The 14314-nt window shown below is 61.6% G+C and carries 12 protein-coding genes; 3 read left to right on the forward strand and 9 right to left on the reverse strand.

The window, feature by feature from the left end; translation table 11 throughout:
* Positions 1–92: 92 nt before the first annotated feature.
* The 4 genes from pstA to BLO97_RS20545 all read right to left on the reverse strand — a co-directional run bounded on the left by pstA (position 93) and on the right by BLO97_RS20545 (position 6783).
* The gene (gene pstA, locus BLO97_RS20530; RefSeq protein ID WP_063323548.1) at positions 93–1763 is read right to left on the reverse strand and encodes a phosphate ABC transporter permease PstA; all 1671 of its coding nucleotides are present in this window, start codon (positions 1761–1763) and stop codon (positions 93–95) included.
* A gap of 15 nt (positions 1764–1778) precedes the next feature.
* Positions 1779–3812: an ABC transporter permease subunit gene (locus BLO97_RS20535; protein WP_175489857.1), complete on the reverse strand. Its 2034-nt coding sequence runs from the start codon at positions 3810–3812 to the stop codon at positions 1779–1781.
* Between the two features lie 405 nt (positions 3813–4217).
* The gene (locus BLO97_RS20540) at positions 4218–5216 is read right to left on the reverse strand and encodes a phosphate ABC transporter substrate-binding protein PstS family protein (protein WP_063323550.1); all 999 of its coding nucleotides are present in this window, start codon (positions 5214–5216) and stop codon (positions 4218–4220) included.
* Positions 5217–5484: 268 nt separating this feature from the next.
* Positions 5485–6783 (reverse strand): MFS transporter, encoded by a 1299-nt coding sequence (locus BLO97_RS20545; protein ID WP_092150652.1) that lies wholly within the window; start codon positions 6781–6783, stop codon positions 5485–5487.
* A 378-nt stretch (positions 6784–7161) separates the two neighbouring features.
* Between BLO97_RS20545 and BLO97_RS20550 the strand changes: the two genes are divergently transcribed.
* Positions 7162–7566, forward strand: coding sequence for an acyl-CoA thioesterase (locus BLO97_RS20550; RefSeq protein ID WP_003177184.1), 405 nt, complete (start codon positions 7162–7164; stop codon positions 7564–7566).
* A gap of 58 nt (positions 7567–7624) precedes the next feature.
* The gene (locus BLO97_RS20555) at positions 7625–8524 is read left to right on the forward strand and encodes a D-hexose-6-phosphate mutarotase (RefSeq protein ID WP_092150649.1); all 900 of its coding nucleotides are present in this window, start codon (positions 7625–7627) and stop codon (positions 8522–8524) included.
* Between the two features lie 72 nt (positions 8525–8596).
* Here the strand turns inward: BLO97_RS20555 and BLO97_RS20560 are convergent, their stop codons facing one another.
* From BLO97_RS20560 to BLO97_RS20580, 5 genes are all read right to left on the reverse strand, one after another.
* Entirely contained in the window at positions 8597–9133 is a 537-nt protein-coding gene (locus tag BLO97_RS20560; protein ID WP_063323553.1) for a DUF3299 domain-containing protein, read from the reverse strand.
* Positions 9134–9222: 89 nt separating this feature from the next.
* The gene (locus tag BLO97_RS20565; protein ID WP_003196372.1) at positions 9223–9468 is read right to left on the reverse strand and encodes a GlsB/YeaQ/YmgE family stress response membrane protein; all 246 of its coding nucleotides are present in this window, start codon (positions 9466–9468) and stop codon (positions 9223–9225) included.
* Positions 9469–9570: 102 nt separating this feature from the next.
* A complete protein-coding gene (locus BLO97_RS20570) occupies positions 9571–10656 on the reverse strand; it encodes a 5-(carboxyamino)imidazole ribonucleotide synthase (RefSeq protein ID WP_063323554.1) in 1086 nt (361 codons plus the stop codon).
* A 12-nt stretch (positions 10657–10668) separates the two neighbouring features.
* On the reverse strand, positions 10669–11160 hold the full coding sequence (gene purE, locus BLO97_RS20575) for a 5-(carboxyamino)imidazole ribonucleotide mutase (RefSeq protein WP_003196369.1): 492 nt from the start codon (positions 11158–11160) through the stop codon (positions 10669–10671).
* Positions 11161–11686: 526 nt separating this feature from the next.
* Complete coding sequence (locus BLO97_RS20580) at positions 11687–12604, reverse strand: LysR substrate-binding domain-containing protein (RefSeq protein ID WP_072347566.1); 918 nt, start codon at positions 12602–12604, stop codon at positions 11687–11689.
* A 179-nt stretch (positions 12605–12783) separates the two neighbouring features.
* On the opposite strand from BLO97_RS20580, the gene aspA reads away from it, so the two are divergent.
* Positions 12784–14208, forward strand: coding sequence for an aspartate ammonia-lyase (aspA, locus tag BLO97_RS20585; RefSeq protein ID WP_003196363.1), 1425 nt, complete (start codon positions 12784–12786; stop codon positions 14206–14208).
* The last annotated feature ends 106 nt before the right edge of the window (positions 14209–14314 follow it).

Consider the following 14314-nt stretch of genomic DNA (forward strand, 5'->3'; position numbering starts at 1 on the left):
GTCTCACTCCGTTCGTAGCTGCAAGCTTCTAGCTGCAAGCTGCAAGTTTGAGCAAAAGCGGCCTGTAGCTTGCCGCTTGTGGCTAATGACTTTTAGCTATCCAACGCTTTGTATTTCTCGCGCAGGTGGTTACGGATCCACACTGCCGACAGGTTGAGCGTGGCGATCACCAGCACCAGCAGCAGCGCCGTGGCGTACACCAGCGGTCGCGCCGCTTCGACGTTCGGGCTCTGGAAGCCCACGTCATAGATATGGAAGCCCAGGTGCATGATCTTCTGGTCCAGGTGCAGATACGGGTAGTTGCCGTCCAGCGGCAGCGACGGGGCCAGTTTCACCACGCCTACCAGCATCAACGGTGCCACTTCACCGGCAGCACGGGCCACGGCGAGGATCATCCCGGTCATCATCGCCGGGCTCGCCATGGGCAGGACAATTTTCCACAGGGTCTCGGCCTTGGTCGCACCAAGGGCCAGGGAGCCTTCGCGCACGGTACGCGGGATCCGCGCCAGGCCTTCCTCGGTGGCCACGATCACCACCGGCACCGCCAGCAGCGCCAGGGTCAGGGACGCCCAGAGCAGGCCCGGGGTGCCGAAGGTCGGCGCCGGCAAGGCCTCGGGGAAGAACAAGCGGTCGACCGAACCACCCAGCACGTAGACGAAGAAGCCCAGGCCAAACACACCGTAGACGATGGCCGGAACGCCGGCCAGGTTGTTCACCGCGATGCGGATCAGGCGGGTCATCGGGCCTTGACGGGCGTATTCACGCAGGTAGACCGCCGCCAGCACGCCGAACGGCGTCACGATCATCGCCATGATCAGGGTCATCATCACAGTGCCGAAAATCGCCGGGAAAATGCCACCTTCGGTGTTGGCTTCACGCGGGTCGTCGCTGAGGAATTCCCAGACCTTGCTGACGTAGAAACCCATCTTGGTGAACGTGCCCATGCCGTTTGGCTGGTAGGCGTGCACCACTTTGCCGATTTCGATTTCCACTTCCTTGCCGTTGGCATCGCGGGCGGTCAGGCTGTCGCGATTGAACTGTGCATGCAGGTCGGCCAGGCGCGCTTCGATGTCCTTGTAGCGGGCATTGAGCTCGGCGCGCTCGCTTTCCAGGTCCGCCTGGGCAGAAGCGTCGAGCTTGCCGTCCAGCTCCAGTTTGCGACCGTGCAGACGGATGCGTTCCAGGCCGGCGTTGATTGCACCGATGTCGACTTTTTCCAGGGTCTTGAGCTCGGAGGCCAACTGGTTGACGCGCTCTACGCGAGCCTGCAGTTGCGGCCAGGCGGCCTCGCCTTCGGCGATGACCTTGCCGTTTTCCTTGACGTTGACCAGGTAGCCGTAGAAGTTGCCCCACTCACGACGCTCGATGGCCATCAGCTCCGGCGGCGTAGTCTGGTTGGTCAGCCAGTCGCCGACGATCCAGGTGAAGTCGGTGCCGTTCAGATCCCGGTTGCCCACCTTGATCAGTTCGCGGGTCATGAACTCGGGGCCTTCGTCCGGCACCGGCAGGCCAGCGCTTTTCAGGCGCTCACGAGGCACTTCTTCCTTCTGCACGACTTCGCCGACCACCAGGTGCGCAGGCATGCCCGGCACGTTGTAGCTGGCGTGGACCAGGTCCGCCGGCCAGAAGTGGCCCAGGCCGCGCACGGCGATCACCGCCAGCAGGCCAATGGTCATGATGACCGCGATGGACACCGCGCCACCGCTGATCCAGACGCCGGGGGCGCCGCTCTTGAACCATCCTTTCAGGGAGTTCTGTTTCACAGACTTCTACCTTTCTTAAAGCGACGAATATTTCTTGCGCAGACGCTGACGGATCAGCTCGGCGAGGGTGTTCATGACGAAGGTGAACAACAGCAGCACCAGGGCCGACAGGAACAGCACGCGATAATGGCTGCCGCCGACTTCCGACTCAGGCATCTCCACCGCCACGTTGGCCGCCAGGGTGCGCAGGCCTTCGAACAGGTTCATTTCCATGACCGGCGTGTTACCGGTGGCCATCAGCACGATCATGGTCTCGCCCACCGCACGGCCCATGCCGATCATCAGCGCCGAGAAGATGCCGGGGCTGGCGGTGAGGATCACCACGCGGGTCATGGTCTGCCACGGCGTGGCACCGAGGGCCAGGGAGCCCAGGGTCAGGCCACGCGGCACGCTGAACACGGCGTCTTCGGCGATGGAATAGATGTTCGGGATCACCGCGAAGCCCATCGCCAGGCCGACCACCAGGGCGTTGCGCTGGTCGTAGGTGATGCCCAGGTCATGGGAGATCCACATGCGCATGTCGCCGCCGAAGAACCACGCTTCCATGTACGGGCTCATGTACAGCGAGAGCCAGCCCACGAACAGGATCACCGGGATCAGCAGGGCGCTTTCCCAGCCGTCCGGCACTCTCAGGCGAATGGATTCCGGCAGCCGGCTGAAGACGAAACCGGCGACCAGGATGCCAATTGGCAGCAACATCAGCAGGCTGAAAATACCCGGCAGGTGCCCTTCGACGTACGGCGCCAGGAACAGGCCGGCGAAGAACCCGAGGATCACCGTCGGCATCGCTTCCATCAGCTCGATCACCGGCTTGACCTTGCGGCGCATGCCCGGGGCCATGAAGTAAGCGGTGTAGATCGCGGCGGCAATGGCCAGCGGCGCAGCCAGCAACATCGCGTAGAACGCCGCTTTCAGGGTGCCGAAGGTCAGCGGCGAAAGGCTCATCTTGGGTTCGAAGTCGGTGTTGGCGGCAGTCGATTGCCAGACGTACTTGGGTTCGTCGTAGTTTTCGTACCAGACCTTGCTCCACAACGCGCTCCACGACACTTCCGGGTGCGGATTGTCCAGCGTCAACGGTTGCAGCTTGCCGCCCTGTTCAACGATCAGGCGGTTGGCCCGTGGCGACATGCCGAACAGGCCCTGGCCGTCGACCACCTGGTCCACCAGCAGAGTACGGTGGGCGGTGCTGTGGAACACGCCAAGCTTGCCGGCGGCGTCGAGCGCAACAAAGCCTTTGCGACGTTCTTCGGCGCTGATCTCGACGATGGGCGTGCTGCCCATCTGGAAGGTACGAATCTGTTTGAAGCGCAACTCGCCGTCCGGATCACGGGCCATGAACCACTGGGCCAGGCCGCCCTTGGAGTCGCCGATGATCAGCGAGATCCCGCCCACCAGCTGGGTGGCGGCGGTGACTTGGGCGTCGGCGTTCTCGAGCAGCTTGTAGCGGCCATTGAGGCTCTTGTCCCGCAGGCTGAACACGTCGGCCTGGGCACGTCCGTTGACCACATACAGCCATTGCTGACGCGGGTCGACGAAGATGTTCTTCACCGGCTCGGTCATCTGCGGCAGGTCGATGCGGGTCTGCTCGCTGGTGACCTCACCGGTCATCATGTTTTCTTCGCTGGTGAGCGACAGCACTTGCAGTTGGGCACCGCTGGAACCGGCCAGCAGCAGGGTCGAGTCGGTGGCGTTGAGGCTGACATGTTCCAGGGCCGCGCCCTGTTCGTTCAATGCAATCGGCGTCTCGCCGTAAGGGTATTCGACGGCAGGCGAGATGGTTTTCTTGCCGTCCGGGTAGCTGACCTTATAGGTGTGACGAAATACCAGGGCTTGGCCGTTGGACAGACCGATTGCCACCAGCGGGCTGCCGGGCTGGTCTTCGCCAATGGCGGTCACGCTGGCGCCGGCCGGAATCGGCAGGTCGAAGCGGCGCAGTTCGGCGCCACTGCTGATGTCGAAGAACAGCGCCTGGCCCTTGTCGGAAACCCGCATGGCGACTTGGTTCTGTTCTTCGATGGAGATCATCAAGGGTTTGCCGGCGTCTTGCATCCAGGCCGGGGTGATCGTGTCCTTGGCGGTCAGGTCCGCGCCCTGGAACAGGGGCAGCACCACATAGGCCAGGAAAAAGAAGATCAACGTAATGGCAGCAAGGACAGCGAGGCCACCGACCAGCACGTACCAGCGGGTCAGGCGATCCTTGAGCGCGCGAATACGGCGCTTGCGTTGCAGCTCAGGCGTATTGAAGTCAATGCGCTTGGGAGGGGAAGTCGTAGTCATTGTGGAGTTGGCCAGATCATTCATGCGCACACCCTAGCGATCCTGTATGACAGAAAGATGACAATGCAGTGACGCAACAAATCCGCCGCCGGCAGAAAGCGGCAGCGGACAGGAATTTGGGTTGTGGGAGCAACCTTCACTCCCACAGGAGTCCGGGCGTTGGCCCGGGCTCAGGTATTACTTCTTGGCGACGCTGCCGCCTTCCGACAGACCCAGGTCAGCCAGTGCCTTGGCGGCCACTTTGGCTGGCAACGGGATGTAGCCGTCCTTGACCACGACTTCCTGGCCTTGCTTGGACAGGATCAGCTTCACGAACTCGGCTTCCAGCGGGGCCAGAGGCTTGTTCGGTGCCTTGTTGACGTAAACGTAGAGGAAGCGCGACAGCGGGTACTTGCCGTTCAGGGCGTTTTCCTCGGTGTCTTCGATGAACTCGCCGCCTTCTTTCTTGGCCAGGGCAACAGTTTTCACGCTGGCGGTCTTGTAGCCGATACCCGAGTAGCCAACGCCGTTGAGCGAGCTGCTGATCGACTGTACAACCGAGGCCGAGCCAGGCTGTTCATTGACGTTGGACTTGTAGTCACCTTTGCACAGGGCTTCTTCTTTGAAGTAGCCGTAGGTGCCGGATACCGAGTTACGACCGAACAACTGGACTGGCTTGTTGGCCAGGTCACCGGTCACGCCCAGGTCGCCCCAGGTCTTGACGTCGGCCTTGGCGCCGCACAGACGAGTAGAGGAGAAAATCGCATCAACCTGAGCCATGGTCAGGCCTTTGATCGGGTTGTCCTTGTGTACGAATACCGCCAAGGCGTCCACGGCAACCGGGATGGCGGTAGGCTTGTAACCGTATTTGGTTTCGAAAGCCTGCAGCTCGTTGTCCTTCATCTTGCGGCTCATCGGGCCCAGGTTGGAGGTGCCTTCGGTGAGCGCGGGTGGCGCGGTGGAAGAACCGGCGGCCTGAATCTGGATGTTTACGTTCGGGTATTCCTTCTTGTAGTTCTCGGCCCACAAGGTCATCAGGTTGGCCAGGGTATCGGAGCCGACGCTGGACAGGTTGCCCGATACACCAGTGGTCTTGGTGTAGCTCGGGATCGCAGGATCAACAGCGGCAACCGCGTTGGCAGTCGCAACGCCAGCAGCGACAAAAGTCATTGCCGCCATCAAACGCTTCAGTTTCATGCCTTACTCCTAGCAGATAGGGTGTGTTAAGTCGGCCAAGTATCGGTAAGCCGTGTGAACACTCTATGGCTGAAATATGACAATTGGATGAAAGGCCAGTATCGAGTTTTACAAGATGTTGTGGCGAGGGGATTTATCCCCGTTGGGGTGCGAAGCGGCCCTCAAGCCAGCGCCTCGGTGCTTCAGGCTGATTGCATCCAGCCATGGGGGCTGCTACGCAGCCCAACGGGGATAAATCCCCTCGCCACAGAAGCCTGTTCAGAGCCATCTAGCGCCCTTTCTTCCAAAGGTAGCCGCCTACCACGATCCCGATCCCACAGATGGCCGCCACGTAATACGCCGGCCCCATCGGGCTCTCTTTCAACAGCAGGGTCACGATCATCGGCGTCAATCCGCCGAAGATTGCATAGGCCAGGTTGTAGGAGAACGACAAGCCGCTGAAACGCACCACGGCCGGGAAAGCATTGACCATGACATAAGGCACCGCGCCGATGGTACCCACCAGCAAGCCACTCAAGGCATACAGCGGGAACAGCCATTCGGGGTGATCGAACAGGCAGTGGTAGAAGGTCCAGAATGTGATCAACAGCAAACCGCTACCGAAGACAAATACCCGACCGGCACCAAAACGATCGGCCAGCACACCCGCACCGATGCAACCGAAACTCAGGCACACGATCGCCAGGCTATTGGCCTGCAACGCGGTGGTCGGACTGAAGTGGTACACCGTCTGCAGCACGGTCGGTGTCATCAGGATCACCACAATGACGCCGGCCGACAATAGCCAGGTCAACAGCATGGAAATGGCGATGGCGCCGCGGTGATCACGCAGCACGGCCCGCAGCGGCACTTCCTCGGCCAGGGCCTTGCGCAGTTGCAGCTCGGCGAACACCGGGGTTTCGTGCAACCAGCGGCGCAGATACACCGAAAACAGCCCGAATACGCCACCCAGCAAGAACGGGATCCGCCAGGCGTAATCGGCCACTTCCACCGGTGTATAAAGGCTGTTGATCGCCGTGGCGACCAGCGAACCCAACAAAATCCCCGCCGTCAGGCCGCAGGTCAGCGTGCCGCAGGCATAGCCGATGTGGCGCACCGGAACGTGTTCGGAAACGAAGACCCAGGCGCCTGGCACTTCCCCGCCGATGGCCGCGCCCTGGATCACCCGCATCAGCAACAGCAGGATGGGCGCCCACATGCCGATCTGTGCATAAGTGGGCAGCAGGCCCATGATCAGGGTCGGCACGGCCATCATGAAAATGCTCAGGGTGAACATCTTCTTGCGCCCCAGCAGATCGCCAAAGTGGGCCATGACGATCCCGCCTAGCGGCCGGGCCAGGTAACCGGCGGCAAAAATGCCGAACGTCTGCATCAAGCGCAGCCACTCAGGCATTTCGGCAGGGAAGAACAATTTGCCGACCACGGTGGCAAAGAACACGAAAATGATGAAATCGTAGAACTCCAGCGCACCACCCAAGGCAGAAAGCGACAGGGTCTTGTAATCGTTGCGGGTCAATGGACGCGCGGGTTGTGCGGGCGTCGCCGTGCTCGAAGGCGCAGTGGTCATGGCAAGGGCTTCTCTTATAGTCGGTTCTGCAACCCTGGCAATACGGGTTGGGGGGCCTGGGCAGGTCCGGCACGATAGCAAATTGTTCGAAAAAGCACATAGAGGTGCGTATTTGATAGTCAAAATCAGAACCGAGTGGTCGTCTCGACGTCTATCGCCCGATATACTCGCAACCTTGCAGTACTCTGTAAGGGGTTGCTGTGCGAAAACGTCGTTGGTGGCGTAGTACCAGAACCAGCCGGTTTCGCAGAGTTTCCCTTTGGCACGCCTTTACGAAAAACGTGACGAACGCAGTATGTTCGGGCTGAATCGTTTTTTACAAAGACGGCTATTCACCTGAAGTACAAGACAGCGTTACGGGTCAGAGGCACCCCCTGCATGATAGAGCTCGAACAAGAAGATCCAATCCCGCAAGGCGACCTGGCCCTGCAAATCACCGCGCTCCCTCGCGAGACCAACGGCTTCGGCGATATTTTCGGCGGCTGGCTGGTGTCCCAGATGGACCTGGCCGGCACCGCCATGGCCAGCAAAGTGGCCGGCGGACGCGTGGCCACCGTGGCGATCGATCGCATGGCGTTCCTCGTGCCGGTGGCAGTGGGCGCGCAGCTTTCCTTTTATACCCAGGCGCTGGAAATCGGCCGCAGCTCGATCCAGATGATGGTCGAGGTCTGGAGCGACGATCCGTTGTCCAGTGAATGGCGCAAGGTGACCGAGGCGGTGTTTGTCTTCGTCGCCATCGACGGTAGTGGTCGGACCCGTTCGGTTCCACCGCGCGCCCGTTAAACACGGCGGCCGTTTTGCGGTCCATTGCAGTTCCTGTTCCCCGAGCGAGATTTGCAACATGCCTACGCCCAACGTCGAAGCCGTCAAACTGGATGAACTGAACGCCTGGCGCATCCGCCACGGTCAGGCCGAGTTGCTGGTGGCCCAACAAGGCGCGCATATCCTCAGCTATCAAGTGGACGGCCAGCCGCCGCTGATCTGGCTCAACGACGAGGCCACGTTCAAGGCCGGCAAGAGCATTCGCGCGGGCGTGCCGGTGTGCTGGCCGTGGTTCGGCAACCTGACGCGCAACCCCGACAGCGTACAGGCCATGCGCGTGACCAACGACCCGGCCACGGCCCACGGCCTGGTACGGGCGATGGATTGGGAATTGAAGGGCATCGAAGCCGAAGGCGAAAGCCTCAAGGTGGAATTCGTGCTGCCCTACCCCGAAAACGGCCTCTCGGGCTGGCCTCACCAGGTGGACCTGACGCTGACCATCGTGATGGACGAGCAACTGCACATCCGCCTCACCAGTCATAACCGTGGCAGCGAAACCGTCAGCCTCAGCCAGGCGCTGCACAGCTACTTCGCCGTGAGCGACGTGCGCAACGTGCAGGTCGAAGGGGTCGATGGCCTGAGCTACATCGAGACCCTGGACGACTGGAAAACCGTCACCCAGGCCGGCAACCTGCACTTTGCTGGCGAGACCGACCGCATCTATCTCGATACCCCACCAAAGCTGAGCATCATCGACCCGCAGTGGGAACGCCGGATCGAGCTGGCCAGCAGCGGTTCGCGCTCGGCGGTGATCTGGAACCCCTGGACCGAACGCGCCAAGGCCTTCAGCGACATGGCCGACGACGGCTGGCAGCACATGCTATGCATCGAGACGGCGAATGTGATGGACGATGTGGTGACGCTGTTGCCCGACGCCAGCCATACCCTTGGCGTGAGCATCTGCGGCAAGCCGCTCTAAACCACACCACAAAAACCAATGTGGGAGCTTGCTCGCTCCCACATTGGATCTTGGGTCGCGCCAACCAGCCGGTTACAAATCCGCCTCCTGCACCACCCTCACCTTCTCCGCATCCAGCGCATACGCCGCGCTGGCCAGGTCGTTGTCGACCTTTTCGATCTTCAGCGTGCCGGTCACCCACAACGGCGTATAGATGTCATCCAGCTTCAGGCCCTTGGGGTAGCGCACCAGCACCAGTTGATTCGGCGGTGGTGGCGGGACGTGAATGCAAGCGCCGGGGTAAGGCACCAGGAAAAACAGCGTGCTACGGCCCTTGGCGTCGGTTTCCAATGGCACGGGGTAACCGCCGATACGAATGTGCTTGTCGTTCATCGACGCCACGGTCTTGGTCGAATACATCACCGCCGGCAAGCCTTTACTTTGCTTCAGGCCACCTTTTTCGGTGAAGGTGCCGCTGGCTTCGGGGGAGTCGTGGTCGATCTCGGGCATGGCCTCGAGGGCTTTCTGGTCCGACTTGGGCATCAGTTCGAGCCAGTCGGTTTCCGGCAGCTCGGCAGCATGGGCCAGGCCACTGCCCAGTAGAAGAAGGGTCAACACTAGACGGCGCATGAAAGGGCTCGGCAATGAGTGGAAAGTGAAACGCCGAGCATTCTAGCCCCCTCTGCGCGCCAGGCAGAGAGGGCTTTATCGCATTTGAATCAGTTTCTTTTGATCAGGCCGTAGATCACCAGCAGCACCACCGCGCCCACCAGGGCACCGATGAAGCCAGCGCCTTGGCCAGCCTGGTAGATGCCCAAGGCCTGGCCGCCGTAAGTGGCTGCCAACGAACCGCCAATACCGAGCAGAATGGTCATGATCCAGCCCATGCTGTCATCGCCCGGTTTCAGGAACCGCGCCAGCAGGCCAACGATCAAGCCGATAAAGATGGTTCCGATGATTCCCATGGCATTGCCCTCTGATTGGATAGCTATGCCAAAGCCCGATCAGGCTTTGGCACTTAGCCATGAGAGAGGTTAGCCGACGAATGGTTCCACCGATGGTGCGGATTATTGCTCGGCGATCAGCGTCTCGACCTTGATGATCTGCTGGGCCAGCGTCGCCCGGTCCGCGCAGCGCAGGTTGGCGTGACCGACCTTGCGCCCGGCCTTGAATGCCTTGCCATAGTGATGCAAATGGCAGTCAGCGATCGACAGGACTTTCTCGCTGTCCGGCACTTTGCCGATGAAGTTGAGCATCGCGCTCTCACCGACCTTGGCGGTCGACCCCAGTGGCAGCCCGGCCACCGCCCGTAGGTGGTTTTCGAACTGACTGCACTCGGCGCCTTCGGTGGTCCAGTGCCCGGAGTTGTGTACCCGAGGGGCGATTTCGTTGGCCTTGAGGCCGCCATCCACTTCAAAGAACTCGAATGCCATCACGCCGACATAATCGAGCTGCTTGAGCACCCGACTGGAATAGTCCTCGGCCAGGGCCTGCAACGGATGGTCGGTGCTGGCGACGGACAGCTTGAGGATGCCGTCCTTGTGAGTGTTGTGCACCAGCGGATAGAAACGGATCTCACCGTCACGGGCACGCACGGCGATCAGCGAGACTTCCCCGGTGAACGGCACGAAGCCTTCCAGCAGGCAGGCCACGCTGCCGAGTTCGGCGAACGTACCGACCACGTCTTCAGGCTTGCGCAGGACTTTCTGACCCTTGCCGTCGTAACCCAGGGTACGGGTCTTGAGCACGGCGGGCAGGCCGATGGCAGCGACGGCGGCGTCCAGGTCGGCCTGGGACTGAATGTCGGCAAAAGCCGGCGTGGGGATGCCCAGGTCCTTGAACATGTTCTTTTCGAACCAGCGGTCACGGGCGATCCGCAAGGCTTCGGCGCTCGGGTAGACCGGGACGAACTGGGACAGGAAGGCCACGGTCTCGGCCGGGACACTTTCGAACTCGAAGGTCACCAGGTCGACTTCATCGGCCAGTTGGCGCAGGTGATCCTGGTCGCCGTAGTCGGCCCGCAGGTGCTCACCCAACGCGCTAGCACAGGCGTCCGGCGCCGGGTCCAGGAAAGCGAAGTTCATTCCCAGCGGCGTACCTGCCAGGGCCAACATGCGACCCAACTGGCCGCCACCGATTACACCGATCTTCATTCGTCAACAACCTCAGGCAATGCGTGGGTCTGGATTGTCCAGGACGCTGTCTGTCTGCTCAGCGCGGAATTTTTTCAGCACGGTATGAAATTGTGGATGCTTGGCGCCCAAAATGCTCGCCGACAGCAGGGCCGCGTTGATCGCACCAGCCTTGCCGATGGCCAGGGTCGCGACCGGGATGCCGGCTGGCATCTGCACGATCGACAGCAACGAATCGACGCCCGAAAGCATCGAAGACTGGACCGGCACGCCCAACACCGGCAGGTGGGTCTTGGCCGCACACATGCCTGGCAAATGGGCGGCGCCACCGGCACCGGCGATGATCACCTCGATGCCACGCGCCTCGGCCTCTTCGGCGTACTGGAACAGCAGGTCCGGGGTACGGTGGGCGGAGACCACTTTCACCTCGTAAGGGATGCCGAGCTTTTCCAGCATATCGGCGGTGTGGCTAAGGGTGGACCAATCGGACTTGGAGCCCATGATCACGCCAACCAGTGCACTCATCGTCGTGCCTCTTCTCTCTGGGCGCCCGCAGGCGCGTCAAAAAACAACAAGCCACGCAGGAAACCGGCGTGGCTTGTTGTACGAATTATGGCCGGGCGAACCGACCGAAGGCCGGGCAGTATACCGAAAATGGTGCGTTAAACGCACTTTCGCCGACCATCTGTCATTTGCGGTGAAGGGGCGGTTTTATTGACTCTCAGGTCAGCAGAGCAACGACGCAAATCCCCTGTGGGAGCGAGCAAGCCCACAGTTTGTTTTGGGTGTTCTCAAGATTTGCATACGCCACAGATCCCTTGTGGCGAGGGAGCTTGCTCCCGCTGGCGTGCGAAGCAGGCCCCGGCGGTCCTTCAGGCCGACCGTATCAGCCGGTTCTGCGACTGCTGCGCAGCCGAGCGGGAGCAAGCTCCCTCGCCACAGGGTAGTTGTCTGGCTTGATTGCGCTGTTGGTTACGGTGGCAAGGGTGGGCCCAAGTGCTGTTGAGTTGAGGTAGCCTCAAGCCCGCACCACAGGGGATCCGCGTTGTCTTCAGGATCCGGCCACACCCTGCGCCACGCCACCTTCGAGCTTGCGCCACAACAACCGCACATTGGCCTTGCGCACCAGGGCGCAGCGGTACAGGCGGATCTCCAGCGGCACGTGCCATTGTGTCCCACCGCAGATCACCAGTTCGCCCCGGGCCAGTTCGGCGCGTACGCTCAGGTGCGGCACCCAGGCGATGCCCAGGCCTTCCAGGGCCATGCTTTTGAGGCTGTCGGCCATGGCCGTCTCGTAGATGGTGGTGAACCGCAACGCCCGCTGGCGCAACAACTGGTTGACCGAGCGCCCGAGGAAGGCCCCGGCGCTGTAGGCCAGCAGCGGCACGCTGGCCTCGCCTTCAAGGTCGAACAGCGGCTTGCCATCGGCACCGGCGGCGCACACCGGCAGCATCTCGGTCTGGCCCAGGTGCAGCGACGGGAAGATTTCCGGGTCCATTTGCATGGCCGAATCCGGATCGTAGAAGGCCAGCATCAGGTCGCAGCCCCCTTCACGCAAGGCATGGACGGCATCGCCGACGTTGGTCGCCACCAGCCGCGTGGCGATGTTCATCCCTTCGTTGCGCAGTTGGGCGATCCAACGCGGGAAGAAGCCCAGCGCCAGGGAGTGGGCGGCGGCCACTTGTATGACTTCGCCCTGCCCGCCCTCCAGGTGATGCAAATGGCGCAACACTTCACCCAGTTGCTCGACCACCGTACGCGCCGTCACCAGGAACAACTGCCCCGCCGCCGTCAGCTCGACGGGCGTGCGCGAACGGTTGACCAGGGTCAGCCCCAGCGCCGCCTCGAGGCTGCGGATTCGCCGGCTGAAGGCCGGTTGCGTCACGAAACGCCGCTCGGCCGCCTGGGAGAAACTGCGGGTGGCGGCCAGGGCACTGAAGTCCTCAAGCCATTTGCTTTCAAGATTCATCACGCCTCCCTTAAACGCACCAAAACAGGTCACACGTTCGTCGCACCGCCGACGTCACACCGACATTATGCCGAATATGCATAGGCCAGTGCTTAACAGCATTGGCCCTATTTTTTTCGAGAGCCTAGGATTCGCAGCGTTCCGGCTCAGACCGGGTCCTTATCGAGATGATTTCCATCATGTCCTCCGCTGCATCATTCCGCACAGAAAAAGACCTGCTTGGCGTACTCGAAGTACCAGCGCAAGCGTATTACGGCATCCAGACCCTGCGAGCGGTAAACAACTTCCGTCTCTCTGGCGTCCCGATCTCGCATTACCCTAAGCTGGTGGTCGGCCTGGCCATGGTCAAACAGGCCGCCGCTGACGCCAACCGCGAACTGGGCCAGCTCAGCGAAGCCAAGCACGCAGCCATCAGTGAAGCCTGTGCACGATTGATCCGCGGCGATTTCCACGAAGAATTCGTGGTGGACATGATCCAGGGCGGCGCCGGCACGTCGACCAACATGAATGCCAACGAAGTCATCGCCAACATCGCACTGGAGGCCATGGGCCACCAGAAAGGCGAGTACCAGTACCTGCACCCCAACAACGACGTGAACATGGCGCAGTCCACCAACGACGCCTACCCGACCGCGATCCGCCTGGGTCTGCTGCTGGGCCACGACGCGTTGCTGGCCAGCCTCGACAGCCTGATCCAGGCGTTCGCGGCCAAAGGTGAAGAATTCAGCCACGTCCTGAAAATGGGCCGCACCCAGCTGCAAGACGCCGTGCCGATGACCCTCGGCCAGGAATTCCGCGCCTTCGCCACCACCCTGAGCGAAGACCTGGCACGCCTGAAAACCCTGGCGCCTGAACTGCTCACCGAAGTGAACCTGGGCGGCACCGCCATCGGCACCGGCATCAACGCCGACCCGCGCTACCAGGCCCTGGCCGTGCAGCGCCTGGCAACCATCAGCGGCCAGCCGCTGGTTCCGGCTGCCGACCTGATCGAAGCAACTTCCGACATGGGCGCCTTCGTGCTGTTCTCCGGCATGCTCAAGCGCACCGCGGTCAAGCTGTCGAAGATCTGCAACGACCTGCGCCTGCTGTCCAGCGGCCCGCGCACCGGCATCAACGAAATCAACCTGCCGGCCCGCCAGCCAGGCAGCTCGATCATGCCCGGCAAGGTCAACCCGGTGATCCCGGAAGCGGTCAACCAGGTGGCATTCCAGATCATCGGCAACGACCTGGCCCTGACCATCGCGGCCGAAGGCGGCCAACTGCAACTGAACGTGATGGAGCCGCTGATCGCCTTCAAGATCTTCGACTCGATCCGCCTGCTGCAACGGGCCATGGACATGCTGCGCGAGCACTGCATCGTCGGCATCACCGCCAACGAAGCGCGCTGCCGTGAACTGGTCGAGCATTCGATCGGCCTGGTCACCGCCCTGAACCCGTACATCGGCTATGAAAACGCCACCCGCATCGCCCGTGTTGCCCTGGAAAGTGGCCGCGGCGTGCTGGAACTGGTGCGCGAAGAAGGCTTGCTCGACGACGCCATGCTCGACGACATCCTGCGCCCGGAAAACATGATTGCTCCGCGTCTGGTCCCGCTCAAAGCGTGATCGACACGACCACCGCTCACCAGGTCGAGGGACTAGACACCTCTCACCTTTTGAGGGCTTGGGGATCTTCCCCAAGCCCTTTTTTTAATTGATAGCAGCAAAGGAT

The sequence above is a fragment of the Pseudomonas sp. NFACC05-1 genome, assembly GCF_900100135.1.
In the GTDB taxonomy this organism is placed as follows: Bacteria; Pseudomonadota; Gammaproteobacteria; order Pseudomonadales; family Pseudomonadaceae; genus Aquipseudomonas; species Aquipseudomonas fluorescens_Q.

What these genes read in the sequence shown, in the direction of transcription:
- BLO97_RS20535 (WP_175489857.1), bottom strand. Translation starts at nt 3,812, where the DNA reads ATGCAAGACGCCGGCAAACCCTTGATGATCTCCATCGAAGAACAGAAC.
- BLO97_RS20540 (WP_063323550.1), bottom strand. Translation starts at nt 5,216, where the DNA reads ATGAAACTGAAGCGTTTGATGGCGGCAATGACTTTTGTCGCTGCTGGC.
- BLO97_RS20545 (WP_092150652.1), bottom strand. Translation starts at nt 6,783, where the DNA reads ATGACCACTGCGCCTTCGAGCACGGCGACGCCCGCACAACCCGCGCGT.
- BLO97_RS20550 (WP_003177184.1), top strand. Translation starts at nt 7,162, where the DNA reads ATGATAGAGCTCGAACAAGAAGATCCAATCCCGCAAGGCGACCTGGCC.
- BLO97_RS20555 (WP_092150649.1), top strand. Translation starts at nt 7,625, where the DNA reads ATGCCTACGCCCAACGTCGAAGCCGTCAAACTGGATGAACTGAACGCC.
- BLO97_RS20560 (WP_063323553.1), bottom strand. Translation starts at nt 9,133, where the DNA reads ATGCGCCGTCTAGTGTTGACCCTTCTTCTACTGGGCAGTGGCCTGGCC.
- BLO97_RS20565 (WP_003196372.1), bottom strand. Translation starts at nt 9,468, where the DNA reads ATGGGAATCATCGGAACCATCTTTATCGGCTTGATCGTTGGCCTGCTG.
- BLO97_RS20570 (WP_063323554.1), bottom strand. Translation starts at nt 10,656, where the DNA reads ATGAAGATCGGTGTAATCGGTGGCGGCCAGTTGGGTCGCATGTTGGCC.
- purE (WP_003196369.1), bottom strand. Translation starts at nt 11,160, where the DNA reads ATGAGTGCACTGGTTGGCGTGATCATGGGCTCCAAGTCCGATTGGTCC.
- BLO97_RS20580 (WP_072347566.1), bottom strand. Translation starts at nt 12,604, where the DNA reads ATGAATCTTGAAAGCAAATGGCTTGAGGACTTCAGTGCCCTGGCCGCC.
- aspA (WP_003196363.1), top strand. Translation starts at nt 12,784, where the DNA reads ATGTCCTCCGCTGCATCATTCCGCACAGAAAAAGACCTGCTTGGCGTA.